At 45.6% G+C, this 25,824-nt stretch carries 18 protein-coding genes and 1 pseudogene; 16 read left to right on the top strand and 3 right to left on the bottom strand.

Features of this window, described 5'->3' with window-relative positions; translation table 11 throughout:
• Positions 1 to 59: 59 nt before the first annotated feature.
• Positions 60 to 1,133: a hypothetical protein gene (locus QT996_RS21435; RefSeq protein WP_333048766.1), complete on the bottom strand. Its 1,074-nt coding sequence runs from the start codon at positions 1,131 to 1,133 to the stop codon at positions 60 to 62.
• 65 nt (positions 1,134 to 1,198) lie between these two features.
• On the opposite strand from QT996_RS21435, the gene QT996_RS21430 reads away from it, so the two are divergent.
• The gene (locus tag QT996_RS21430; protein WP_333048765.1) at positions 1,199 to 1,372 is read left to right on the top strand and encodes a hypothetical protein; all 174 of its coding nucleotides are present in this window, start codon (positions 1,199 to 1,201) and stop codon (positions 1,370 to 1,372) included.
• Between the two features lie 2 nt (positions 1,373 to 1,374).
• Positions 1,375 to 1,998, top strand: coding sequence for a siphovirus Gp157 family protein (locus QT996_RS21425; RefSeq protein WP_333048764.1), 624 nt, complete (start codon positions 1,375 to 1,377; stop codon positions 1,996 to 1,998).
• 235 nt (positions 1,999 to 2,233) lie between these two features.
• Here the strand turns inward: QT996_RS21425 and QT996_RS21420 are convergent, their stop codons facing one another.
• Entirely contained in the window at positions 2,234 to 2,458 is a 225-nt protein-coding gene (locus QT996_RS21420; protein WP_015179627.1) for a hypothetical protein, read from the bottom strand.
• Positions 2,459 to 2,647: 189 nt separating this feature from the next.
• Between QT996_RS21420 and QT996_RS21415 the strand changes: the two genes are divergently transcribed.
• From QT996_RS21415 to QT996_RS21350, 14 genes are all read left to right on the top strand, one after another.
• Positions 2,648 to 6,184 carry a hypothetical protein gene (locus QT996_RS21415; protein ID WP_333048763.1) on the top strand — a complete coding sequence of 1,179 codons (3,537 nt, stop codon included), beginning with the start codon at positions 2,648 to 2,650 and terminating at the stop codon, positions 6,182 to 6,184.
• A gap of 421 nt (positions 6,185 to 6,605) precedes the next feature.
• Complete coding sequence (locus QT996_RS21410; RefSeq protein ID WP_333048762.1) at positions 6,606 to 9,014, top strand: hypothetical protein; 2,409 nt, start codon at positions 6,606 to 6,608, stop codon at positions 9,012 to 9,014.
• Between the two features lie 136 nt (positions 9,015 to 9,150).
• A complete protein-coding gene (locus QT996_RS21405; protein WP_333048761.1) occupies positions 9,151 to 9,762 on the top strand; it encodes a hypothetical protein in 612 nt (203 codons plus the stop codon).
• Between the two features lie 307 nt (positions 9,763 to 10,069).
• Positions 10,070 to 13,273: a hypothetical protein gene (locus QT996_RS21400; RefSeq protein WP_333048760.1), complete on the top strand. Its 3,204-nt coding sequence runs from the start codon at positions 10,070 to 10,072 to the stop codon at positions 13,271 to 13,273.
• Positions 13,274 to 13,287: 14 nt separating this feature from the next.
• Complete coding sequence (locus tag QT996_RS21395) at positions 13,288 to 14,274, top strand: hypothetical protein (protein WP_333048759.1); 987 nt, start codon at positions 13,288 to 13,290, stop codon at positions 14,272 to 14,274.
• Between the two features lie 243 nt (positions 14,275 to 14,517).
• Complete coding sequence (locus tag QT996_RS21390; RefSeq protein ID WP_333048758.1) at positions 14,518 to 15,603, top strand: hypothetical protein; 1,086 nt, start codon at positions 14,518 to 14,520, stop codon at positions 15,601 to 15,603.
• A 239-nt stretch (positions 15,604 to 15,842) separates the two neighbouring features.
• Positions 15,843 to 16,439, top strand: a complete 597-nt coding sequence (locus QT996_RS21385) for a hypothetical protein (protein ID WP_150111742.1) — start codon at positions 15,843 to 15,845, stop codon at positions 16,437 to 16,439.
• Positions 16,440 to 16,608: 169 nt separating this feature from the next.
• Positions 16,609 to 18,627 (top strand): hypothetical protein, encoded by a 2,019-nt coding sequence (locus QT996_RS21380; protein WP_333048757.1) that lies wholly within the window; start codon positions 16,609 to 16,611, stop codon positions 18,625 to 18,627.
• Positions 18,628 to 18,736: 109 nt separating this feature from the next.
• Positions 18,737 to 19,540 (top strand): hypothetical protein, encoded by an 804-nt coding sequence (locus QT996_RS21375; RefSeq protein WP_333048756.1) that lies wholly within the window; start codon positions 18,737 to 18,739, stop codon positions 19,538 to 19,540.
• Between the two features lie 439 nt (positions 19,541 to 19,979).
• Positions 19,980 to 22,322, top strand: a complete 2,343-nt coding sequence (locus QT996_RS21370; protein ID WP_333048755.1) for an ATP-binding protein — start codon at positions 19,980 to 19,982, stop codon at positions 22,320 to 22,322.
• A 247-nt stretch (positions 22,323 to 22,569) separates the two neighbouring features.
• Positions 22,570 to 23,325 carry a ParA family protein gene (locus tag QT996_RS21365; protein WP_333048754.1) on the top strand — a complete coding sequence of 252 codons (756 nt, stop codon included), beginning with the start codon at positions 22,570 to 22,572 and terminating at the stop codon, positions 23,323 to 23,325.
• On the top strand, positions 23,322 to 24,263 hold the full coding sequence (locus QT996_RS21360; protein WP_333048753.1) for a ParB/RepB/Spo0J family partition protein: 942 nt from the start codon (positions 23,322 to 23,324) through the stop codon (positions 24,261 to 24,263). The genes QT996_RS21365 and QT996_RS21360 overlap by 4 nt, the downstream gene beginning before the upstream one ends.
• A 191-nt stretch (positions 24,264 to 24,454) precedes the next feature.
• Positions 24,455 to 24,883 (top strand): alpha/beta hydrolase, encoded by a 429-nt coding sequence (locus tag QT996_RS21355; RefSeq protein ID WP_333048752.1) that lies wholly within the window; start codon positions 24,455 to 24,457, stop codon positions 24,881 to 24,883.
• Positions 24,835 to 25,014: a hypothetical protein gene (locus tag QT996_RS21350; protein WP_333048777.1), complete on the top strand. Its 180-nt coding sequence runs from the start codon at positions 24,835 to 24,837 to the stop codon at positions 25,012 to 25,014. Before QT996_RS21355 ends, QT996_RS21350 begins: the two co-directional genes overlap by 49 nt.
• A gap of 93 nt (positions 25,015 to 25,107) precedes the next feature.
• Here the strand turns inward: QT996_RS21350 and QT996_RS21345 are convergent.
• Positions 25,108 to 25,824 (bottom strand): annotated as a pseudogene (locus tag QT996_RS21345) (IS4 family transposase); the annotation flags it as partial.

Here is a 25,824-nt window from a genome sequence, read left to right as displayed (position 1 = left end):
TTTGTATTAATTATAAACATTTATCGCAGTCAATAAGTCGGATATTGCGTGCGCTCGCATCAAAACTTTGAAACCCGATTGCAAGCAGAACCGACGCCAAATCCAGATAAATAAGTAAGGCGATAGTTGCTTTTAGCCATAGCCCTTGCCTCTCTTGTTGTCCAAGGTTTGACGCTTAGCAAATCGGGTTCAGTTTCCAGTTGCTTTAAATAAGAGCGATCGCCCGTTACAAAGGCGATCGCAATCGCCAAGAACTTGCAACAGCTCAAAGGAGCCTGAACCACCTGCTTTTCAGTAAACCTAACCACAATCCAATTCCACTCTAAGAATAATTGATTGCGGCGCATATCCCTGTCAGCATCGCAGCAGTGAGTGGGCTTCTTAGATTTGCCAGAATAAGGTTCATCAATCTCGACATCAATTCCGAGTCCAGATGGAGTGTGAATTACAGTAAAATCTGCTGAATAGCTCCTCTGAGATAACGGAATTTTAAACTCTGCTGCTTGGACAACTTCCTCGAAATATTGCTGTAAGTATTGCAAAAAGCGTTGTTCACTCACTCCTTGCCGAGCTTGAGATGTGCCATTAGGACTAACGCGAAGTGACATCAAATCCTTGAGCAATCGATTTCTGGAATCTAACTCAAGTTTTGCACTTTTTAAACCTGTCTGCAACCCTTCTTTTTCCACCTTAAAACTAGAAAATTCTTGCTGTTTATTCGAGGATAAATATTGATGGGATAATATATTTTGTTGGTTGTACTCAAGAATTTGCTGTTTATACCTGGATAGCAGTTTTTGACGGCAACCAAACACATAACTATAAGCAGCCGCAATTAAACATGAATAAGCAGCTACTACCAACAGCATTTCCCACCACAGCCAACCCCAAGAAATAGCTAATAGCGGAAGTGCGATCGCACCATAGAGCCAAAACACCCAAATTAACCACAGCAACTTGACAGGTAACACCACAGGTGGTTGAGGCGGAGTCAGCAAAACAACAGGTTGCTCGAATTGTTGAGTTTCTTGAAGTTGGGATGAGGTGGCACAACTAGAAATTGCCTCTGGCAAAGGATATTGATGGCAGAACTGCATTACCACTTTTGGGTAAAAAACTATAGGATAATTCATAACTTTAAATACTTCTTTTTTTAAGAGCGCGGTCGCGCTATTTTTAAGAAAGTTTTTTGAATTGTATGCAAAAAATTACCCAGTCAAACTCACAAGATTTAACTCATTCTCAACCAGGTAGCAAAATTCAAAAGGACAAACAAATCTCTCTTAAATCCGACGCGGCAACAATGGCTGCGCTTACTCAACTCGAAGAACGCCGCGATTATTATCACACCTGCATCAACGGAGAATACTAAGCATGAATTTAGCCACAGCGACGCTTGCTCAAAGTTCAATAACTGCGGCTCAAGTTTGGCATCAACTAGAGTCAGCAGAAAGCTCAGAAGAAATTGACCAACTGCTGCAATCCCTTTGGCAAACCCAAGAAACTCAGGAACTTGCTGTTGATGCCCATGCCGACTTAGCCGACCAAATTGATGCCGAAATTGCAGGAATTACAGCCCGGATGCAGTATTTGATAGAACTGCATTCAAGAGCTATCAACAAACTCCAGGGGTGGAGAGAGCGCTTAGATAAAACCGTTCTCTACTTCAACGAGTGCGGCGTGTTAACTTCCGAAGTTATTGGCAAACACCGCCGCATTACTGTCAAGGAAAATCCGCCTACCTGTGAAGTTTTGATTGACCCATCTCAACTATCAGAACCCTATCGTCGAGTCGAAACCAAAACCGTAATTTCTGCCGACAAAAAGGCGATTGCAGATGCTTGGAAACAAGGAATGCCTGTAGATGGCACTAGGGTTTTTCGCAAGCGCAAAGTAGTTTACAGCTTGCTTCCAGGTAACAATTTGCACTCTCTTCAAGCCAACCAGACGCTTGAAAGTCGTTCTTCGGATAAAACGCCGTCCAAAAAACGGCGTTAGCCATCTTTTCAGGTGTCAGGAAGGCCTTGATTTGACACCTGAATTATTAGACATATCCGAATTAGACACCTCCGAATTATACCATTTATGAAAAGTTATGCAACAGTAGCAACAGTAGGTTGATTTCGTGAAATAAACCCAACGATGCAAATTGTAGCAAGACTTTTTAGAAATGGTATTACAATGTGACACGTTTGTTTTGTAAGAGCGAAGACTTAATTTCGGTCGGTATCTCTTATAAATCAATCCAGTATTGAGGGTTCTCCACTTGTTCTTCGGTGACGTTGAACAACGTTGATGCTCTACCTTTAATAACCCCGTCAGCATCAAAACTCAAACCGCCAAACTGCTGACTGTTTTCACCTTCTCCAAAAGCAACGCGAGCAAGTGCATCGCTATCGCTATCAGAGAAATAATCCCGTTGGCTTTCCATAGCCGTAGTTGTGCGAACTACTTTCATTTTTTTTCTCCACATTGGGATTGTCATTCTGATTGTAACACGCTACTTCTTTCTTCTAAACCCCTCCAATTGGAGGGGGTGAATATCACTCAGTAGCAGGAATTTGTGAAGGAACAACATTGTCAAAATCTGGACTATTACTGTGCGTAAGTCCTAAAAATGTAAAAACTAGGATTCAGGAGCTAATCAATGAGCAGAAGAAAACTTACCCCAGAATATCGCTCCACAGAATGGGTAGCTGGGGAAGGACTAAAAATCCCAGTCTTTGATATGTCCTTGACTGACGGTAGAGCAAAGGGGCGGTACCAAGCTGAATCAGAAGTGCTGCGTAACTCCCTGCTTGAACTGCTTTTTGAACCTGAAGAATTAGCATCCCTAAGCATCGTTAAACCCGACCCAAATGATAGCAGCTTCGACCCTCTGAAAAACATCGATTTCGGAGATGGTATTACCAGAAGAGTTGCTTTCAGCTCCGGTAAAAATGTTTACTTTGCAGACATTGAACTCTCAACTAAACTGTTGAGCGTATTCAAAACTCAACCCGACCACGCCTGTCGCTATGGCTCACTGCTAGTTAGCAGTTGTAACCAAGGAGCCAAATTGTTAGATAGCTCCCTTGACGGCGAAACCTTGCGACTCAAAATTGTTGATTCTCAAAGCGATGACCAAAGTGAAAAAGCGAAAGCTCATAAGTGGCAAACCGGAGACTGTCACGGTAAAATTTCACCGGCACTAGCCCAACAATTAGGAGGGAATTACAACCGACCTTTTCAATTCAGATTTGCCTGGATGCAGGAATGGGGACAAGAAGACTGCCACACTCCAGAAATTAGCTTTCTTGCCAAAGGAACGCTGTTGCCTGATGCTAATTTAACCTCCGAGTTGGGTTATGATATCATCATAGATCGCTCCTCTATCAAAGGAGTTGCTAAAGAGCAATTAGCGGAACTTATCCCCTGTGGCGACTACGAATTTCCCAAAGCTATACTGGGAAATCGAGGCAACGCCCAAGTAACTGAATACGAAAATTCCTGGCAATTTTCGATTTGGTATTCCGAAGCAGCTATTGGGGCTGACATCGCGACACCGACCAAAATTGAAGCCCAAAAGCTCGCTGACTTGCAAAATAACAGGCTGCAACTTGCCAAATACTTAGTAGAGCAACACGACAAAAAAGCTGCTTTTCAATCTAGCCTTCACGAAGACAGCAGCGGATTAGAAGACGAAACAGATGAAAAAGCCCAGCGCAATGAATCCCGGCTAATTTCAATTTTGAGGAACGACAAACTCGGTCAACTCCTCGACTTTCCCAAAGTCGTCGATTTCATGCAAGAACAACTGGCTAAAAAGTGGAAAGACTTAGCAATTAAGGGAGCAATTCATCACGGTTCAGCAATGGCTCAACCTTGTGAAAGCCTCAAACCCGGTACAATTGTTGCCCCCCACTTGCGACACGGCACAGAAGTCATCGTTACCCGATACCCAATTGTCAGTAAAGATAACATCCGCCGCTACACAGTAGACAACAAAAGCCATCGCGCATTAACGCAATACAAAGGGTGCGTTTTCATTCGCTCTGACCAAGCCATGCAGCATCATCAATGCGATTTTGACGGCGATCAATTAGTGATTACGCCTGCTTCCCGAATGCCGAATATCGCCTCTGAAACCAGGCACGCTAATCAAGAGAATGAGTACGATGCAGTTGAGAAGCGAGAGAAAGTTGACTACAATAAAGCTACCGATAGTAATGGCGCTCGCAAGTATACCAAATTGCGGCAAATTGCCGTAGCGATCGCCCAAAATAAAATCGGCTGGGTGGCTACCTTAATCGGGAGAGTGCAATCGTCAGCAGCAGAACCGGGACAGCCAGAAAGTTTATTCAATCAACAGAAGCGGCAGCTTCTTGGAAAGCTGTTTGATGCCCTGCAAATTGAAGTGGACAGTCCCAAAAGTGCTACTCGCACCGAAGACCACCACCCCACCTTGTTGTCCAAGGCTAAGCAGTGGTCAGAACAGCACCCAAGCTACCTATTTGACTACAAAGACGACCCCAGGCTTTACAAAACCGTGCCATTACCTATAGGAGACGGCACCGCTATCAATTGCATTGCTAGGGAGGCTGTTAACCCAGAGTGGGAACCGACTCGTCTAAAAAGCCGCCACCGCGACGAATTTCGCTACCTGTTTGAGTCTCCTTCTGATTTAGATGAACGAGAAAAATGGGAGAAATATTATGTCAGGTGGGCGCAAGATATTAAGGAACGCTATCGAGAAAGGATGGGTGAAATTCACTTGGAGTGCGGCGGCGATTCTAAGGCAATTAAAGAAGCCGTCAGCAAGTTATACGAGAGCTTAAGAGCCGATGTGACCGAAGCTTGGACTGACCCTGAAGAACGGTTTTTAGCTGCTAGTGCGATGTGGCACGTCGAAACCGCAAATCCCAACTTAGAAGTTCCTCGCAAAGCTTGTAAGGAACTTTCTCGCCAACTGCTGATTGAATTCAACCTTGAACCTGAGTACGAGCGACTGCACGAAGCAATGCCAAAAGACACTTACGTTCTGAGCGTCCCTTTCGAGGAATTTGAACTCGACGGCAGCAATAAGACTGTCAGGGATAAGAAGCGACAGCCAGTTGGCAAAGACTTAGCTGGACATTGGAAAGAATTGTTAGACAGCAAAGGTATTAAATATGAAGCAATTTTGCATCCGAGCCTGCCAATGGTCAATTTTGCCTTAATTGAACCCAGCGACAAACTGGTGGGAATTCTTGAGAAGAAGTTTTGCGGAAATGTCAACGACATCGATAGTTTAGACTTAACTTACCGCGATGGTCTTGGTCGCACCAAAGATGTCAGTTCACGCATTGTAGCTCCTGCAGATTATACTTGGCTTGAGTCCCAAAACCAAACACCTAAAGCAGCATTGGTTCTCAATTTGTTTACAGATGAAATTTGCCAGCAATTGCAAAGCTTTCAGTTTGACAGAGCTGAACTGATTGGACAGAAGTACAATGACTTGAAAGATGTTGACTTTAGCAGTCCAAAATGGAGGCAGAAAACATTGACTTTTGAGGTGGGTTCTGTTAGCGGTAGCGGTTCGAGGCGCGACGGCAGCCCTATTGTCCTCCTTGACGGACAAGAATTAGCTATGTTCTCTGCTAATTCACCTAAATTGCCGATCGGTACTACCTTTGAGGCCACTATTGAACCCTCGCCTAAAGGCAGCGCTCTGATCTTAAACATCAACCCTAGCTCTGTGCAACTAATTGAATCAGTTGAGGAACTTTCAGAAGTCCCGCCAACCTTTTGTCAAGACCGATCGCAATCCGTACCGGCAACCCCTACCCAAAAGCGATCGCAATCCGTATCGCCAACCCCTAGCCAAAACAAACCGCCGTCTCTACCCGAAGACCTTGCTGCCAGCCCCGCCCACCTCTCACAATTGCTGAAAGATGCGATTTGTGAAGCATATAACCAAACTGGAGAAACTAAAATTCCTGTGGGGAACTGGACAGCTTTTATTAGCCAATCTCGCAATAATGTTAGGTGTTTAGTCAGAGATGAAGCTGATAATCCGGTCTTGGCTGCTGACTTAAAAACCGGTCAAATCATTAAGAAGCTTTCTGAAAACAGCAGCGCTCACTTTCTCAAATACCTCTTAAAAGTAGATGCTGAATTAGCAGTCACATCCTCAAAAAATAGAGTTGCCGGCGCACAACTTTAACGTAATTTAGAAAGTCATATTATGTCCGCTAACTCGAACATAATTGCAATTCTATTACTTGGCTGTGGCGAATTCACAAATACCTGCTCATGCAAATCATAGAAAAAGCGCAAACCTTTTCAATGCGTGTTGCCTAAATGTGTCTTGCTTGTCGGAGGTCAAAGTCGAATGAGGCAAGAAAAGACACATTCGATTTTGACCTCCCTTGAGGACATTCGTACAACACACATTGAAGCCTGCGGTTTTATGGGGATTTTGACGGACATGATATGACACTTCTTTTGCTTCCGCTTAATTAATACCTTCCCCCTCCGATTGGAGGGGGTCAGTTTAAGTCCCAAAAACCGCTCTTCCGAGTGAAGTCAGTAGCCATACTGCTCGAATTTCATGGGAAATATCCACTCACGCCGCCACAAAGATTATGGCTACAAAAACAGCATACCGAAGCCGAAGCCAGGGAAACTACATCACCCCTAACACAGCCGAGGGCAAGAAAATCCTCAACTACCTAAGAAATCGCTGCGAGAAAGCTTTAGATTACTGCCTGGAAAATGGACTCACCAGCGTAGAAGATTTTGCCGATGCAATTGAAGAACTAACGGAAGCCGACGGCAAACCTGGCATTAGCGTGGAGGTCAAGCATAACGGACTCGTCCTCAGTTTGAGCGATCGACCCGAGTACGGTTCTACCACAGGAAAGTACATGATGGAGCACTTGGGAGAGCCGGACGACTACCGATTTACTAAAACAGGAATTGAAGCATTACTCGATTCGCCTCGAACTAAAACAAGGTCTAAAAAAGACAATTTACTAGATGAATTGGATGATGAGCAACCCTCCCCCAAGTCTAAATCTAAAGCTGCAACTAAGTCTAAAAAAGACGATTTACTAGATGAATTAGAGGATGAGCAACCCTCGCGTCGATCGAAATATCAAACGGCCAACAAGTCTGAAAAAGACGATTTGCTAGATGACTTAGAAGATGATGAACCATCGCACAAATCGAAATCTAAAGCCAATATCAAATCAAAAAAAGATGAAATAGAAAATTCGGATGACGACGAGCCATCACCCAACTCTCAAACCAAAAGAAGACCCCGAAAAGATGACGTAGAGGAGTTGGAGTCGGAAGAACCACTGGTTAAATCTAAAGCCTTAACCCGCTCTCCGAAAAATGAACTAAGTGAGCTAGATGAGTTTGAAGTCAAAGAACCTCAACCTAAAGCTAAGCCTCAAACTAAAAGCCACCTTAAAAACTCTGAGCGAGAAGATTTGGAAGACGAAGAATTATCAGCTAAATCCCAAGCCAAAAGAAAACTTCAGACAGATGAAGCGGTAGAAGTTGCTGAATCCTTAGCACGCACACCTTCAAAAACCCGAACGAGCCAACAGCAACCTCAAGGCAAAAAATCAAACGACCAGAACATCGATAGTATCCTCGATGCTGCTGTACAAGTTAGTGGTAGAACAGCCATTTCTGGAAGTGAGGTAGAAGGTACAACTGTCAGCGGCCTGAGCGGTCAAGTTGCGGTTCTCGCTACTCTGATGGGGAAAAAAGCAGCTTCTCAAATTATAGAAGCTGCTCTTGGGGCTGGAAAAGAGCGCCAAGTTGCCGGTATTGTCAAAAGGCTCCAAGCTCAAAGCCAGCGAGCTGACTCGCTCTCGCTGCGGGTTACCAACTTGGTTGAAGCGGATTCAGTTGCAGATGCAAGGGTCGAATCCGAAGCTTTACCAATAGCTGAACCGAAGCCAGAACCGGAAGAAAACATCTTACCTGAACCGGATGCCGAATTTGTCTCAACACCCGCTATGCTCTTAGCTAAAGCTGTTAGCAAAGTCCACGGAAAAGTTGATAAAATTTCCGGTCGTGTGACAGACAACAATTCTGAAAAAACGGCTTCTATTAAGATTGACACAGAGGCGAGTTTTGAAGAACAGCTCGTACAAATAAATGAAGCACTCAACCGACTTGAAAAGCGACTAGATACCCTAGAAGAGCGAATAGAAGCTTTAGAGAACAAACTTTCTCTTCAAAAAAGCGAGACAGGCGTTCAAGCTGGGGATGCAAAATTAGAACCGCCCGACAGCTCAACTCCATCCCTCAGCGACCAGTTCGTACAAAACGCAACAGAAATAGGTGAAAAACTTTCATTAGAATCAACAATCCTAGCTAGCAACAGCGCTAGCGCTACTGCTAAAAAAATCACTGTGACAGCCCAAAATCTTACTCAGGACGCCCAACTTGCAGCAACACTGGCAAAAATTTACAGCCTAGCTGAAGAAGAAGCAAATGCGGAAGGCATTGCATTAGAAGACGGGGTTGATTTTGGACAAGCCAAACTTTATGTAACAAATTTTGACTCCTCTACCGCTGTCAGCTTAAAAACTAAGGAAGGCGAGGAACTGTTTTCAGCAGTACAGGATAAAACTGGAGAATGGGAAGTTACAAACGACTTCCTGAAACCTGAAGAAAAAGAAGAACTCGACCGTTTAAAGATTTTTCAACAAGCTCTCAACCAAGAACGTCTAGCTGAAATGGTAAAGAGAAGCGGTCAGGATGAAGTGAGCTTTACCGATTCCCAGGGCTCGCGCCTCGACTTTGAAGTCGAATTCAGCGATAAATCCAAGTCGAAGGGTACTGTCAAAGGCTTTAACTCTCACAGCGAGATAGTTTTTGAGGCTAGCCTCCAAAAAGGTAATCTTGAGGTACTTCTGTGCGACATTCCACCAGAAGTAGTTGAAAATCTCCTCTCCCAACAGCAACTTGCTCCAAACCAGAACTCCAACAAGCAGGAAGCTAGAAAAACTGAGGTGGAAATGGAAATTTGAAATAACTTTTTTTACTTGCACCCTCCATTTGGAGGGGGTCACTCTCACTGTATAAAATCACCTTTTTTGGCGATTTTGCAGGGATTAGATGCAACTTAAATTAGCATTAAAGCACTAAATTAATCGAGATAGTGACATGGCTACTTACTTAGACCAAACAAGAAATGAACGAAACCGCAACTCATTATCACGCTGGTTAAAACAACAGAAAATCAAACTGGGCGACATTCCATTCCTCGGCATTTGCCTAACCTCACTCATCTACTTCAGCATTCACGACCCGCTCTTAATTGCGACTTTAGGCTGCTCCAGCATTGTGTTTTTGAGTTTATGGCATCTCACTAGAGCTATTCCCATTGTAGAGCGATACATTGGCTGCAAAATTCGCTTTTGGCACATTGCCACTGCCATTATCACCTCTACTGCGCTTTGCTCCGTACTCGATTCCCCAGCCAACGCCCTCTTCCTCTCCGGCTTAGAAGAATTTATGCAAGAACTCGCAGAAGGAGCCTCTTCAGCAGGAGGCGAAGCTATTGATACCGAAGTCATCGAACTGATTTTCAACTTAATTCGCGGAGCATTTCTTTTGTTAGTAGCAGCCGCTTCTCTTTTTGCCTACAACCAAGCACAACAAGGTAATGACTGGAGACCAATTGTTACCCAAGTTGCCTTAGCCTTTGCCATTGTAATTGCCGTTGACGTAATAACTTTTCTGTTCGTTGGCAATGGCGGAGGTGGAGGAGCTTAGGGAAGAATGGGAATGGGAATGGGAATGGGAATGGGAAGAATAAATTTTCTAGTTTTGAGTTAAACCTTCTTCTCTTACTTATCCAAAATCCTCTCGCTTGCCTTGAGAAGAACGTGATTTTACTCAACTTGTTCCACCCTTCCTATTCTTTTAATTAGGAACACTGAATACTAGATGTTACTAGCTAACAATCCCCTATATTTTTTCCCTTCCCCTCCCTTCCCAACACAAATTAGTAGCGATTGAAACTAATAACAACCTGGCTTTCCCTTCCCTTCGCCTTCCCCTTCCCCCTCCCCCTATTACCATGCTTAAAGACCCAGATAAAGACTTTATTTCTGTCAACAAAATTCTCGGCAAACAAGCCAGCATCGGCATCATTCCAGCGGAACAGCTAATTCCCTGGATGTTAATCACTGTAATTTCCTACATCCTCACCAACGGCCTATTCAGCTTAGGAATGCCTTGGTTTTTCATCACTACTTTCTGGCTAATTGTAAGCTGGTGGCTCCTGACAGGTAACAAACCTCACCTTTTTGTAGACAGGTTTAGACCTCCGCCGGGGAATGAGTGGTACAACGGTAATCTTTTATACCTTTCTCCCGTTCCCCAACACCGACCAAACCCGATTCGCCACCGAATCAGCGATTCACAAGTCCGAGTCAAACTTAAACCCAAAGTTGCTCCCACTCAACAAGGAGGTAACAGCCGACTTATGCCCTTCCAAAACTACCAAAACCTCCTGTGTTTAGTCACTATCAAAAAGGATGGTCGAGAAGTTTCTGGTTACTTACTGAATGAAGGCAGTCAATACCAAATTGTATTCGGATTCGAGACGGCTGGCTTTCACAACATTCTCTACCGCCATGAAGTAAACAATGCAGCCACCGCCTTAGAAGAAGGGCTAAAAGACATTCCCGCAGGCGAAAAAATGACCTTTCACACCGGCTGCTACAGCAGCGATTGCCTTCGCCAGCAACAGTTAACTGCATTGGCTGATAACTGTCACCTCAAACCCATTTCTGTACTCGTTCGTAACGAACAGAAACGCATTCAAGAACTCAACTTAGCAGGCACCAGACAACTGTGGAACCAAACTATTTTCTGCACTTGGACATTCAACGCTCAATCTGGCTCCAAATCCAACGACCCTCTGAGTAAATTCATCAATGGAATTATTAACACAGCCAACAGCATTGCTGCACAATTTACAGGCAACCAGCGCATCTACTCTGAACGCTTTTACAAACAACTGCTGCTCGACGCTTTCGAGCAAGGCTATATCCGGTGGGAACTCTTGCTAAACACCAAAATTGGACTGGAAATTCAACCCATGAATGCCCAAGCATTGTGGGGATGGCTGTGGCAAAAATTCAACAGCGCACCCGTACCCCTTATCCCCCAACTTCTCACCTTAAAAGAAACCGCGTCGGACTACAAACTAACCGAAACCATCAACAGTCACAAACACGCCTGCACCATTTTAATTGAAGGTATGAGCGGCCGTTCGAGCTGCCCGGAACACAGAAAAGCTAGCTCACGCATTTTGCTCCCCGGCAGAAACGCAGAATGTGGCGTGCTAACAATGGAAGAGGGCCCCGGCGGCTGGCTCAATACTAGAGAGCAACTGCAATGGCTCTGGAAAATTATGAGCAACAGCTACGTCCGCGATACTGAAGCCGTTGTCGAAATTAGCGCCGCTCCCAACTTTATTATTCAAGACAACTTAGCAAGGCAAGCTAAACAATCAAAAAGTGCCAAAAAACGCGCTTTAGAAAAAGGTCAAGGTCGCGATGTAGGAGCAGAAGTCAAACAGGAAGAATCCTTTGAAGCCCAGAAAAAAATGTACAAAGGTGCAAGAGCAATTCACGCTGCTGTCACCTTCTTAGTCTACCGACCAACCCCGGAGCAACTAACACACGCTTGCCAAATGCTCTCCCACAGCTTCGGCTCTGCCAAGGTATTAAGAGAGCGCAATATTGCTTGGCAACTGTGGCTAGAAACTTTGCCCATTACTGTAAGCTGGCTGTTGCACAGCAGTTCGCTAATTAACGAACGCCGCCTCACCTTAGACACCGAAACTGTCCCCGGTATTTTGCCCTTAACTGCTGTAAGGGACATCGACTCAAAAGGAGTTGAATTCATCACCAAAGGCGGCAAACCCGTGTACGTTGACCTCATGCACAACCAAACCAGCCGCGCTGTCATAACAGGCGAGTCTGGTTCCGGTAAAAGTGTTTTGGGATGGCGATTTGCAGCCGATGCAATAGCCGCTAATATCCCAGTAGTCGGTATGGACATCTCAGCAGGAAGCGGCAGTACCTTTGAGACAGCAGTGAAACTGTTAGGCGACGACGGTGCGTACTACGACATCACCTCTGGCAGCTCGAATCTACTCGAAATACCCGATTTGAGGCGTTTTGACAGAGAAGAGCGATCGCGCCGACTAGACCAATGGAAAGAGTTTATCAGAAAAGCGCTGACTATTATCAGCATGGGCAAAGTCCGCGACCCAAAATTAGCGCAGCGAGTCGATGCCATTTTGCTGCTAACTCTGAAAAAATTTCTGGAAGACCCAGACATTATCGAGCGCTACAATACGGCCTTTGAAAAAGGCTGGAAATCGACCGCGTGGCAAGAAATGCCAACCCTCACAAACCTCCTGAAATTCTGCACAAAAGAGCAACTAAACCTACAAAACTTTACCGACTTCGACCGCATTGCCATCAACCAAATTATCACTCAATGCAACGCCTTACTAGCGTCACCTTTAGGGAAAGCAATTGGCAGACCGAGTACATTTTCACCCGAACCCGCTGTTAAGTTTTTTGCCCTTAGCGGTTTGGGTAACGAACAAGACCAGTATTTAATGGCCATTAACGCCCACGCTGCTTGCATCCGCAACGCACTTTCTCACCCTAAAAGCCTATTTATCGGAGACGAACTTTCGATTTTGTTTAAAAAAGATGGATTTGCTGAAGTAGTAGGTGAACTCTGTGCAGTGGGTAGAAAGAATGGCATTTCAGTGCTCTTGCTATCCCAAGATATCGACAGTATTTGCGATTGTAGTGCGGGAACTATGATTATGCAAAACATGGTGTATCGAATTACCGGAAGATTGACATCAAACGGAGCCACTTCTTGGATCAAAAATTTGGGGTATCCGGCTGAAATTATTAGCCAGAATGCCACAGAAGCTTTCCTTCCCAGAGCTGCCGACCTTTATTCCAATTGGCTAATTGAAAAAGGAGGTCGTTTCTGGCAAAGCCGATACTATCCAGGCGAAATGATATTAGCAAGTGTGGCTAACAATCAAGCTGAATTGATGGCTCGCGCGCGAGTTATGGCTCAATATCCCAATACGTTAAAAGGACAATTGCTAGCACTCAAACAATTTGCCTCTGAATATGTACAAGCCGTTAAAGAAGGACGTTCATTAACCAATATTGGCAAGAATGCAGTCACTGATATCAATGGACACAAATCCCCTCAAGACCTTATTGCTAGCTAGACGGAGAAAAACTGATGAAATCACCGAAATTGCTTGTTAAACTTGCCCTCGGCATTCCTGCAATTTGGCTGAGCTTAATACTAAATTCTGTTGAAGCAAAAGCTCAAACCTCTGACAGCAATCCGACTGCAACACAGCTTCCCACCTCAAACAATCCTAACAGCAGCACTTTCAGCCGCTCCAGCTTCACAGTTCCCAATCAACAAATAGAAAGCCAAATTCAAAAATCCGCTAATAACTTCTTGAGCAACCCGAAAGAAATAGGAGGTATAGAAAACACAATTAGCGACATAACAGGCGAAATTTCAGATACCATCTCCACCATCTCCGACAGCATCTCAGGCATTTGGGACAATTTGTTAAAGAAAGTAGAAAAATTCAGCAGTGAAATAGAGTCAACCCTCTCTTCATTCCTAGGACAATTGAAAGTTCCAGACCTAAAAGAAGCAGTTAAAAGCATAATGGACGGCAACACCTCCGAAAGCGAAGGGACAAAACTATCCGCTGCTTTAGAGAAGAGACCGCAAGATTCTTACAGCCTCAAAGAGAATACCGCAGAACTCGCAGAAAGAGAAAGTGCTGTCAGTGAAGCCAATAAAGCCACTCTCAGTAAAGAAGCTCAACAAAAGCAAGCTCAGATGAAAGAAATTGTCCAGCAGAACGTAGAGCAAACTAATCGCGAGAGCCAAAATTCAATGGAATTGGGTGCTGATTCAGAAGGTCAAGATGTCACACAGAACATTATGAGAAACATATCTCAACAAAGTGCGCTCGCAGCTAAGCAAGCAGCCTTATCAGTAGAAAATCAAAGTGCCTTAGTCATGCAGGGCCAGCAAGCTCAAATCGATCGCAGTTTTGCCAACATTCTCAACGCTCAACAAGCTGAAGAACTCAACGAAATTAACACAGCCCAGAGACGGCAGGATGCTGCGGCGGCTACCGCTTCTTCTACTCAAGCCGGACTGTTTCAAATGCCGGGAGGTATCACTCTGGGTGAATAAGGGAGTGGGGAGTAGGGAGTGGGGAGTGGGGGAGGGGGAGAGGGGGGGAATGGGGTGAGGGGATAAGGGTTTCCTGTTTCCGCTTGTCCCGCTTGTTCTCTCCCACTCTCCCACTCTCCCACTCTCCCCCTCTCCCTCTTTCTCCCCCTCTCCCACTCTCCCCCTCTCCCTCTTTCTCCCCCTCTCCCACTCTCCCCCTCTCCCCCTCTCCTTCCCCTTCCCCTTCCCCCTCCCCTTCCAAAGATGCTGACACAACTAATCGCCCAAACTAGCACAGCAGGACAAGCCCTGGACACTCTCTCTGACGCCATAGAAGTCTCTCAAAAGACCGTCGAATCGTGGAATTTAGTTTGGTTTAACACCTTCAACACTCAAGAATCCTCTCTCTGGATTGCCTTAGTCAAACTAGGACTAATTCTCGCGGGAATATCTGTTACTTACCTCGCTGTCACCAGTGGCAAAGAAATCATCGAAAAACAGTCTTGGTCAGAGCTAGTAGCCATGTTTATCTGGCCACTCGTAATTGTAGTATTTCTCAGCAACAACGGTAAAGTCTTAGCTGAAAGTGTCAAATTCATCAAAGCTGTAGGCAGCACTCAAGTTCAAGAAATTATGAAAATTCAAGTCGGAGAAATGACCTTCAGAACTGCCCTGAGTGACGTTAACCTCACCAGTGCTGGAAAAGAAGAAATCGAAAAACTCTACAGCGAATGTCAGGGCAAAGTTGGATCAGCTTTAGTGGAATGTTGGAACAGCAAAAAACAGCCAGCTCAACAAATCCTCCAGGCAGCCGAACAGCAAAATGGAGGACCTCTCAAAAGCTTGCAGCGATTTGTCGAAAACTTAGGCAATGTTGCCAATCTTCAGGATATAGGAAATGGCGATTTTGCAGGACAAGTTTTTAGGTCTACTGTCTTGCCCATCATTCGCTTAATTCTTAGATCAGTACAGTGGGCATTTGTCAATATTTTAGAAGCAGCATTGTTGCTAACAGCTCTATTCGGGCCTCTGGCAATGGGTTTATCACTATTGCCGCTGCAAGGAAAACCAATCTGGGCTTGGTTAATAGGATTTATGTCGTTATTTGGAGTGCAATTGGGGTACAACATCGTCGTTGGATTAGTCGCTGTAGTGATTGTCAAGTCCGATGCAGAGTTAGTTACAGATATCGCATTTTTATTCTTTTTAGCTGTGTTTTCTCCCGTTCTAGCCGTGTTAATAGCCAAGGGTGGAGGAACTGCTTTGTACAGTGCGATCGCCAATAGCACCAAACAACTTACAGATATTGCCAGTAACGCGATCGGCGTTATTGCTGGAAAACTGATCTAGGGGAAGGAAATTCCGATAGCTTTTTCTTCACCGAACCGAGTTGTTACTCACTACTCAAACCCAGCTTCCCAATCCATTTTCTCCCTATCTCCCTATTCTCTATCCCCCATCTCGCCATCCCCTTCGATAATATGAAATTTCCACAATCACAACCCTTACTCCCTGAATCTAAAAACACCTTAGCCTTGTGCTTTGTTCTACTCACAAGCTTTGTTTTCCTCCTGACAATTGCTGTTTTAGTGAATACAGTCAGTTTGAGAGCCTTATCTCAAAGAAAAGTTACCTTTGTCCAGTTAAAAGACGGAACCGCAGCACGAATTGCAGAACAAGATGAACTGTACAGAGAGCCGAAAATTATCCAAAATTTTGTATCCAGTTGGGTAAATTTAACCTGGGCTTGGTCAGGCAAAATTCCCGGCACAAATGACCCAGACCCCGGCATTAAAGTTAAAGGTTCCCAAGTTCCTACAACTGCTTGGATGGGTTCCTTGATGATGGAATCAGAGTTTGGTAAAGCTTCCCTGGTCGAACTTGCCAAACTCGTTCCCAACACCATCTATTCAGGAAAAACCCGCTCTGGAGTCTATATCTCTCACATCTCAGAACCCAGAGAAATAAAAAGAGGTGTTTGGGAAATAGATGTAATTGCTACTCGCGTCGTGCTGGAACAAGGCATTGGAGAAAGCCGAGAACAGTTTAATCGAACTTTCACCGTCAAAGCCGTAGAAATTCCCAAATCCCCTCTCAAAGAAAACGCTAATGAATTAGAGAAGACTATTCACTCTTTGAGAGCAGCCGGATTAGAAATTTCCCGAATTGTCGAATTCAAACCATAGAAGAGGAAAGAGACATGGAAAGGGGACGAACCGGCAAGTGGGTAAATTTAAAAACCTACCGTAACAACTAAATAATTTAAACATTTAGTATGTTTCATCCCTTTGCTTTAAGTCTTCTCTCTTTGCTTTTTTATGTACAGTTAAACACAACACATTCAACTCTAAAGCCATGACTAACAAAAGAAATGGATTAACCGAAAATCCAATTAATACCACTCCTGATAATAGTACCACTACAGCCAATATGAATCATACAACTGCATCAAGTGAATATACCCCTAATAATGACGATAACATCAATTCCCCTATTTCCCCTTCTCCAAACCCTTCCCCTTCTGACGATGATATTGATGAAAACTTCATTGCTAATTTCGACCCCAATGCACCCCTAACACTTGAAACTCAATATCAACTTGCTCAAGATGAGGAAAGACCACTGCCCCCGCCTGTTTCCGAAAGAGGCGTTCCTAGAGCAGTGACAATGCTGCTGTTGACTGGTGGAATACTATTGCTAGGACTGCTGATTTGGCAATTTATCAAACCTAAATCACCTCGCGAACCTATCGCACAATCAACACCAAAAGAAAGCTCTTCTGGCACCATTAAAGATGAAAAACCGGAGTTGCTGGCTAAATTAGCTTACCAAGACCAACAAAAACTGTTAGCCGAAAAACCGCAAAAAACCGCAAAACCCAAAACAGAACCGTCGCCCAAACCGTCAAGAGCCCCGCGAACTCCGCGAACTCCGCGTCTAGTCGCTACCCGGAGCGCTGCACCGCCACCTACTCCTCTACGCGAACCCCTACCCGCACCCCGAACAGTAGTGCGGACGGTAACAGTACCCGCACCCATACCGCAAAGAACACCCGCGCCCCCACCAGCCCCCATACCCAAACCGTTAATACCCCCACCTTTAATTCCAACTCCAACAGAAGAAAAAATCGACCCGTTTGAGCGGTGGAACCAACTCGCTCAACTAGGACAAATTAGGGGAAATTTTGACCCTAACCGAATAGCGAATGCCGCGAGTGCAACACCAAGCACTCCAGCGACAACAAGTGCTACCGCCGCCGCTCTGACAAAGCCAGCTCCAACAACTGAATTCCTAACAGTCAATATCGGCAACCAAAAGTCGCAACCCTCATACGTTTCTTTCGAGCAAATCCCAGAAAAACTATATAGCCACCCAAATAACGCCAGCGGGGAAAGGCTACACCCGGAGTTTCCTTATGGAGAGGACAGCCTCGAAACCACCGACAACTCCCAAAACCCCACTAACCAATTAACTCCGGCTTCCTTTTCCCCCCAAACAAGTTCCGATTCTACTGATAACTCAATCGAGACGGAGGCTCGACTGAGCGCGAGCCGAACGTCCTTGCCCGCCGATACAGAATTTCAAACCCTTTCCCCTGAAGCTGCTCCAGAGGCTTCTGCCTTAACAAACTCCCCAACCCTAGAACAAGTAAACTCCCCAGGGGCAAAAGGCATTCTCAACCGCACGCCCCAAAGTTCTTCAACCTCCCAAACAGCTCAGGTTCCCCTTGGAACCACAGCCAACGGCATAGTTTCGGTTCCCCTGTTGTGGGATGAAGGCTCAGGCAAACAGCTTTACGACAAATTTGCCGTCACCCTCACAGCCGACGTAACGGCAACTGACGGCTCTATTGCTTTTCCTGCCGGCACAGTTGTCATTGTCAAAGCCAACACCGTCAGCAAAACCAATCGCATGGTACAAGCTAGTGCTGTAGCGCTCGTCTACTCTGATAGAAACGGTCAGATTAAACAGCAGCCCATTCCAGAAGGCGCAATTTTGATTGCAGGAGAGGGCGGAGGGCCGCTGATTGCTTCAGGCTACTTCGACCCAGGTTCCGATATTGCCGGACAGGATATCCTCACCGCAGTGCTGTCGGGAGTTGGACGAGTCGGTCAAGTGTTCGCAGAGCCTAAAGTCAGGAGCTCTAGCAGTATTAGCGGTAGGTTTGGGAGCAGTACAACCACCGTTGAAAGTCGAGACCCCCAAATTTGGTCAGCCGTCCTCGACGGCTTCTTCAGCCCCCTAGCAAAACGGATGGAAAGCCGCTCAGATAGAGCAACTGAAGAACTTTTAAACCGCCCCAATGTAGCTGTGGTTAATAAAGGAACCCCGGTTTCTATTACTGTTAACAGCTTTCTCAACATTTACCGATAACCAAACCGTCGGTAAACGGTTAAGTCGCCCCAACGCGACTGCGGCGATTAGTAAAGGAAATCCCCGTTTCTACTGTCAACAATTTTCTCCACATCAACAAATAACTGCCATGACGAATCGCATCCAATCCCCAAGAATGCTTTCCCTCGGAGGGCTTTTGTTCACAGCAGTGTTCGCTACTGCAAGCTACCCCGACTGTGCTTTTGCTCAATCAAGAGTAACAGGCTATCAAACTGTGGGTCGAGATATTGCCGTCAATAGCGCGATCGATATTTTAGTCTATCCCGGTCGCGCGAGTGCGATCGACTTCAGCTCAACCGATGAAGCTGTCGCCTACGTTTTAATTGCCGACCCCTCAAAAATAGTTTTCAGCACCGATGCACAGTTGGCAAGCGGCCAAGCCAAAACTGTTTTCTTGCGTCCCATTCAAGCGCTCAATTTTCCGGGAGCTACCACAGCTACCATCACTAATCTTTCAATCAAAACTGTAGATTCAAAAGGGAAACAGCGACTTTACAACTTCAACATCGTTCCTACCAACAAAGAACCAGAACACTTAGGAATTCGCATCGCTCCCGTCACCCCAAGAATGTCGCCGACTGTGAACGTTGATAGAGGTCGCGCACCCACAGCATCAGATGTCGAAAAAGGATTGCTGATTGCCATTCAAAAAGGCTACACAGCAGCCAACGACCCAGTAGTCTACAGCGTGCGACAATTTTTAGCTCTGGTAAGAAATCAGAATCTATCGGCGGCCGATGCTGCTGCACGAGCCGGAGTAGACTTGTCTGTGATTGTCGAGCTGAGCCGCATTGCACGAGAAGAATTCAACTACCCTGGAACAAGATTTCAACAGCGACAACCGCCAACAGCCCGAACTACTCGGCTTCTTAAAAGTCGCTCTGCTTTTTGATTGGAGCCGGAGCTGCAGGAATAGGTAACGGGAATGGGGAGTGGGGGAGCGGGGGAGAGGGGGAGAGTGGGAGAAGTTTGAAAACTTGCAACAACCCGATAAAAACTAGAGGGCTTCAACATCTAACATATACTCACCCAATTAAATAGAAATGAGGGATTATGTAACTGCCATCTACCTGAAAATTCAAACAGCTTGCTGTTTACTGCACACCTCTAATCTCCCACTCTCTCAGTCTCTCCCTCTCCCCCACTCCCCATTCCCTACTCCCCCCCCACTCCCCACTCCCTTTTTTCAACCAATGTTCCGCCCAAAAAGCTCAATTCAAAAAAAGTCTGCCCTCCCGCTGCGCGTTGTGCTTACAGTCCCCAACGCTCTCCTAATTTCAACCTTACTAGCTCTAACGGGATGGCTTTCTTTTCAAACAGGGCGGCAGACAATGAATGACTTAGTTGCACAGCTATTGGGAGAAGCAACGAGCCGCATCTCTGACCGCCTTGACAACTACTTAAAAGAAGGGGTTGGGGTTGGGAAGGGAGAAGGGACTTATAAGAAAATGCAAACTGGTTCGGTGAACCAACTTCCCCCAAGTCAAACAGCCGGAGTCACAATCAAACCAAATGGGAAAAGAAATGGGTCAGACTCTCCAAAAACAATATTCCGTCAACAAAAAACAAATTCTGCTTTTTCTACCCCAACCTCAAAATTCAACTTGCACGATTTCCACATCAGCCCTAACTGTCAAGCCTTTATCTTAGACCGTTCGGGACATTTAGTTGCTTGGAACGAGGTAACTGAACCAAAACCGTCTATTTCTGCTGACTCCCAGCAGCGAAGAAGCGCCCGAGCTCTGCAACAACAAGTAATCCAGCTTTCCACAGAGTATTTGCTTAAACATTATGGCAGCCTCGCTGCTATTAACAGCAGCCACAATCTTAACTTTACTGCCAGCAACTCACTATACTTGCTACAAGTCAGACCTTTTAAAAACTCGAATGGCTTAAATTGGCTAATTGTGGCAGTTGTACCCGAAACCGACTTCACCCAAAAAGTTCAGGCCAACACCCGCAACACTATTTTGCTCGTGCTACTGGCTTTGGTTCTTTCTATCTGCCTTTTGCTGTCCATTTCCCTAAGAATAGAACAGCGGCTGCAGCGGTTAATTTCGGCAACAGAGGCGATAGCTGGTGGTGACTTCGACTCAACAGTTTCAGGTAGCGGTGTTGCCGAACTCGAAGCCCTAGCCTGTGCTTTCGAGCGCATGAATTGCCAGTTAAAAGCATCTCGCAAGCGGTTAGAAGAATATTCTGGCGATTTAAAGCGGCAAGTTGCACAGAAAACCAAGGAACTAAAACAAGCTAAAATTGCAGCCGAAAGTGCCAATCGCGCTAAAAGTACCTTTCTGGCCAATATGAGCCACGAATTGAGAACGCCTCTGAATGCGATTATCGGCTTTGCCCACCTCCTTGTGAACTCTAAAAAAACTGCACCGGAACAGCAGTCGAGTTTAGATATTATCAATCGCAGTGGCGAGCATTTGTTGAAACTAATCAACGATATTTTGTCGCTGTCCAAAATTGAAGCAGGTCAAATCACCCTCGAAGAAACTGCTGTTGACTTGTACAGTTTGCTCAAGGACATAGAACGGATGTTCCAACTCAAAGCTCAGTCGTCGGGATTGCAACTTGTTTTTGAACTCCGGAAAGATGTACCGCAATACGTCCGAACTGATGAAAGCAAGCTGCGCCAAGTTTTGATTAATCTGTTGGGTAATGCTGTTAAATTTACTGAGGCGGGTAGGGTGAAGCTGACTGTAAAATGCCTTCAGCCGCTGGCAAAAAAACCGTTACCCAAATTCTTTCTCCAGTTCTCAGTGAAGGATACAGGCCCTGGTATTGCCCCTGAAGAGATTAGCCGTTTGTTCAAGCCGTTCGTCCAAACTGAAACTGGCAGGAAATCACAAACGGGAACGGGCTTGGGATTGCCCATCAGCCGCTCTTTCGTCAAGCTGATGGGTGGCGATATCAAGGTCAAAAGTTCTGTGGGGAAAGGAACGGTTTTTAGTTTTTACATTAAAGTGAGTCGTGCAACACAGAGCGAAGTCCGTGACATCCAGCCTCAAAAACAAGTGAATGGACTGGCACCCAACCAACAAAATTATCGCATTCTGGTAGCGGACGATGAGTCTGCAAATCGGTTGCTACTAACTCAGATATTGAAGTCAGCCGGCTTTCTTTTGTGGTTTGCGGATAACGGAACTGAGGCTGTTAAATTGTGGCAAAAGTACAAGCCGGATTTAATTTGGATGGATTTGAAAATGCCGCTTTTAGACGGCTTTCAAGCTGCTCGAAAAATTCGTTCTCTGCCTGACGGCTCCAATACAAAAATTATTGCTTTGAGCGCTAATGCGTTTGTTGAAACCAAGAAACTCGCTTTGTCGAATGGCTTCGATGACTTTGTTGCCAAACCGTTCCGAGAAACAGTAATTTTTGAGAAGATGGCGCTTCATTTGGGAGTTCGCTATATCTATGAAGAGGAGTCGTCTAGGAAGTCCGAACAGGATGAGCCTGTTATGCAACTGACTCCTGAGTCGCTATCTGTGTTGCCGAGGGAGTTGATTGAGAAACTTTATAAAGCAGCAGCTTGTGGAGATGAGCAAGCGGTAAGGCTGTTGATTGAGCGAATTCCCCTGTCGCAGAAGCCTCTTGCTGTGGCTCTGACTAAATTAGTTGACAATATGAGTTTAGATATTATCAGCGATTTGACTCAACACTACCTTTGAACGAACCCCACCCAAATCCAAGATTATGAGTAGGGACTGCGCTGAACATCTCTAGTTCAATGATAACTGCGATAGTTCAATGATAACTGCGATAGTTCAATGATAACTGCGATAGTTCAATGATAACTGCGATCGCAGTTAGTTATCAGACGCGGTTCTCAAAGTTCTTTCAAGGATTAGTTTACAATAAGCCGCAGTCCACTAATATTGTTTAATCAACACGTTGAGTGAGCGTGCTTAAAAATAGATGAGCAAAATTATTGCGCTGTTCAACCAGTCAGGCGGTGTCTCCAAAACCAGTTTGACAATGAATTTAGGCTACCATTTGGCGAAGCGGAAGCAAAAAGTCTTGTTAGTAGATATGGACCCCCAAGCCTCGCTTACCGCCTTCATGGGCTTGGAGCCATCTGAGTTACAGGAGACTGTCTACGAGTCTATTATGAACGGTTCTGACGCGGCGCTCCGCAAAAACCTTCACAACATGGACTTGCTCCCTTCTAATATTAATTTGAGCGGAGCAGAGCTGGAACTGGTGGTGGCTGACATGAGAGATAGTCGGCTAAAAGAAGTCATTGACCCCCTTAGCTCGAACTATGACTTCATATTGATAGACTGCCCTCCTTCGCTAGGCATCCTATCCTATATCAGTCTAGTTGCATCCACTCACGTCTTAATTCCGATTCAGACTGAATATAAAGCTCTCAAAGGAACCGAATTGCTGTTGCAAACCATTGCTCGCGTCAGGAAACGCGCTAATCGGAAATTGCAGATTGCCGGAGTGATTCCGACGCTGTACGATCCCCGTACTGTACAGGCCTTTCAAAGTTTGCAGTCAATTACTACTTCTCTGGAGAAGATTGCTGCGATTTACCCCGCCGTCCCTCGGACTGTCGCTTTCGCCGATGCGTCACAGCAACACGTACCTCTGGCCGCGTACAATCCAAAACATCCAGCCGTCGCTGTACTCGATACTATTGCACAAGGACTCTTAGCTCTGCGATGAATCAAAAGCGCGACAATCAGCCTTATCAAATCAAAGGGGTTGAGGCTCTATTAGGAACCAGCGACAGCGAAGATGCCGCATCCTCCCTAGTCTCCATAGACACAATTGTCTTGCCCCAGCAGCAGCCACGCCGCTATTTCGATCCGACAGCTATGCAAGAACTGGTGGAGTCAGTCAAGCAGCTAGGGATTCTGCAACCGCTCCTGGTACGCCCAATAGATGGCAACAAGTACGAATTGGTAGCGGGAGAACGGCGCTATCGAGCCGCTTCGTCGTTAGGTTTGACTGAGATTCCTGTTGTGATTCGGGAACTGACAGACACAGAGGCTCTGCAAATTGCACTGCTGGAGAACTTGCAGCGGGAAGATTTGAATGCGATTGAGGAAACTGAGGGAATTCTGCAATTGCTGGCAATGAAATTGAACTCTACCTCTTCGTCAGTTATTGCTTTGCTCGGAGCAGCCGCGCACCCGGAACGCGCCGGTGTGGATAACGTTATCCACAGCTCGGAGTGGGAAATAGTAAGCGATATATTTGCACTCGTCGGGAAGTACACTCCAGAGAGTTTCCGAACCAATCGCCTCCCGTTGCTGAACCTGCCAGATGATGTGATTGGAGCGCTGCGGAAAGGACAGATTGAGTATACTAAAGCCAGAGCGATCGCCCGAGTTAAGGATAGCTCAGAGCGATCCCAATTGTTAGAAGAGGCGATCGCTCTCGACCTCTCTCTGACCCAAATCAAACAGCGCATTGCCGATTTAAAAGCCCAAAATACAGGGGAGGCGACTACACCGGATCGCTCGCTTAAAAGTCGCGTAGATGCAGCTTTGCAGCGAGTGAAAAAGTCTAAGGTTTGGGATGACCCCAAAAAGCAAAAGAAACTAGAGAAGCTGTTAGCTGAACTGGAAGCTTTGGTGGGTGAGGGATTGGAAAAATGAAGCGGATCTTAAATTAAAGCTACTGACGATGCAAATTGGTAGATATCCGGCGAGCGTCATCCTCTAGGGAGAAGCTTGGCAAAAAGGCAGTCCAAATAGCAATGAGGAATTTAGCCGCTACATGGCCGTGAGGGGCTATTGTGTTAGCAATTGATTACCGCCACGCTTCCCAGTAGCGGTTTCCAACTCAGTTGGAGGACGTAGAAGCCGCTCTGTCGTATATCAAAACCCATGCCGATGAGTGGTTCATTGATATAGACAGAATTGCTCTGATGGGAAGATCAGCCGGTGCCCATTTAGCATCGCTTTATGCTTATCGTTCAACTACAGTTCCAGTTCGGGCAGTAGTGAATTATTACGGGCCAAATGACCTGCTCCGGGGATATTATGACCCAGCTTTTCCCGACCCACTAAACGTCCGAGCTATTCTGCGTGCCTTTCTGGGAGGAACCCCGGACAAATTAAGAGAGCTTTACTTTACCTTCAAACTTCTCCCATCAATTATGTTAGACCCAACCTTCCCCTTCTCTACTGGTTTATGCAGGTCGCGACCATATAGTTGGGGCAAAGTTTGGACGCTCTCTACGAACAATTACAAGCCACTGGAAACCGTGCGGTAATGGTCGAAATTCCTTGGGCTAAACACGCCTTTGATGCGGTTTTTAATGGTGTGAGCAATCAACTGGCTTTGTATTACACAGAACGCTTTTTGGCTCCTGCTCTGAAGTCTTCTAATTACCAACCAAAATAAAGAAAAATCCTCAAAAACGAGCCTGACAACCCGCTCGACTTTAGTCCAGGGATGAAAGGCACCAGTAGACCAATGGCACTGAAAAAGGCTTAATCACACCCGCAGTTTAGCTTTCAAGACAGAGCGAGGTTCCTGCATTCGAGGATACGGTTTCGGCCTGCGTTTCAAAACTCTAGGTTCAGAACGCTCAGGTCGAATCGTGAGTAAATTAGTTGCCACCTGTTCCAAAAGTAATTGACGCCATTGTCGCTGTTGGCGTTTTCCTGTAGTTGCCAACAGCGTCAATAATAGATTAAACTGCTGCCTGGTTGATTGGAATGAGAGTTGAAAAACTGTATTTTCTGACGAAGATACAGCCTGCCACATAATGGTACGTAATAAAGTGTAAGCTAATAAGTGTGTCCAGATTTCTTTTCTCACCATCACCGGAGTTTTAGCTGTTAACATCTCCATTTTTAACGTTGTTTTGAGAGAGCGTAAATTGACTTCTGCTGCCGACCAACGAAACCCATATAAAAAAGTCAAGCTTTCAACAGTGTACCGTTTGGTATCCACCAATGTTGTCACTACAATGATACGCTCAGCTCTGAAGCCGCGGCGCTTAATTCGCAAGCATACTTCCCGGACGATGAAACTAGACGGCAATGCCTCGAATTCCTCAAAAGTCATATGGTTGGGACACTGTTGGGGCTTATTCCAGACGACTTTGTGATCGCCAATTCCCAACTTTTTCCCCCGTCTAAAGTCACTTTTACGGAGATGATTTTTACGGAAAACAGCATCTGCTCCTTGCTGTTTCACTAAAACTAA

It is taken from the genome of Microcoleus sp. S13C4 (assembly GCF_036700865.1).
In the GTDB taxonomy this organism is placed as follows: Bacteria; Cyanobacteriota; Cyanobacteriia; order Cyanobacteriales; family Microcoleaceae; genus Microcoleus.
Note: the sequence above shows the minus strand (reverse complement) of the source record. Positions and strands in the feature narration are given on the sequence as shown.

What these genes read in the sequence shown, in the direction of transcription:
- QT996_RS21430 (WP_333048765.1), top strand. Translation starts at nt 1,199, where the DNA reads ATGCAAAAAATTACCCAGTCAAACTCACAAGATTTAACTCATTCTCAA.
- QT996_RS21375 (WP_333048756.1), top strand. Translation starts at nt 18,737, where the DNA reads ATGACGAATCGCATCCAATCCCCAAGAATGCTTTCCCTCGGAGGGCTT.
- QT996_RS21380 (WP_333048757.1), top strand. Translation starts at nt 16,609, where the DNA reads ATGACTAACAAAAGAAATGGATTAACCGAAAATCCAATTAATACCACT.
- QT996_RS21390 (WP_333048758.1), top strand. Translation starts at nt 14,518, where the DNA reads ATGCTGACACAACTAATCGCCCAAACTAGCACAGCAGGACAAGCCCTG.
- QT996_RS21405 (WP_333048761.1), top strand. Translation starts at nt 9,151, where the DNA reads ATGGCTACTTACTTAGACCAAACAAGAAATGAACGAAACCGCAACTCA.
- QT996_RS21415 (WP_333048763.1), top strand. Translation starts at nt 2,648, where the DNA reads ATGAGCAGAAGAAAACTTACCCCAGAATATCGCTCCACAGAATGGGTA.
- QT996_RS21425 (WP_333048764.1), top strand. Translation starts at nt 1,375, where the DNA reads ATGAATTTAGCCACAGCGACGCTTGCTCAAAGTTCAATAACTGCGGCT.
- QT996_RS21420 (WP_015179627.1), bottom strand. Translation starts at nt 2,458, where the DNA reads ATGAAAGTAGTTCGCACAACTACGGCTATGGAAAGCCAACGGGATTAT.
- QT996_RS21370 (WP_333048755.1), top strand. Translation starts at nt 19,980, where the DNA reads ATGAATGACTTAGTTGCACAGCTATTGGGAGAAGCAACGAGCCGCATC.
- QT996_RS21395 (WP_333048759.1), top strand. Translation starts at nt 13,288, where the DNA reads ATGAAATCACCGAAATTGCTTGTTAAACTTGCCCTCGGCATTCCTGCA.
- QT996_RS21400 (WP_333048760.1), top strand. Translation starts at nt 10,070, where the DNA reads ATGCTTAAAGACCCAGATAAAGACTTTATTTCTGTCAACAAAATTCTC.
- QT996_RS21410 (WP_333048762.1), top strand. Translation starts at nt 6,606, where the DNA reads ATGGCTACAAAAACAGCATACCGAAGCCGAAGCCAGGGAAACTACATC.
- QT996_RS21435 (WP_333048766.1), bottom strand. Translation starts at nt 1,133, where the DNA reads ATGAATTATCCTATAGTTTTTTACCCAAAAGTGGTAATGCAGTTCTGC.
- QT996_RS21360 (WP_333048753.1), top strand. Translation starts at nt 23,322, where the DNA reads ATGAATCAAAAGCGCGACAATCAGCCTTATCAAATCAAAGGGGTTGAG.
- QT996_RS21365 (WP_333048754.1), top strand. Translation starts at nt 22,570, where the DNA reads ATGAGCAAAATTATTGCGCTGTTCAACCAGTCAGGCGGTGTCTCCAAA.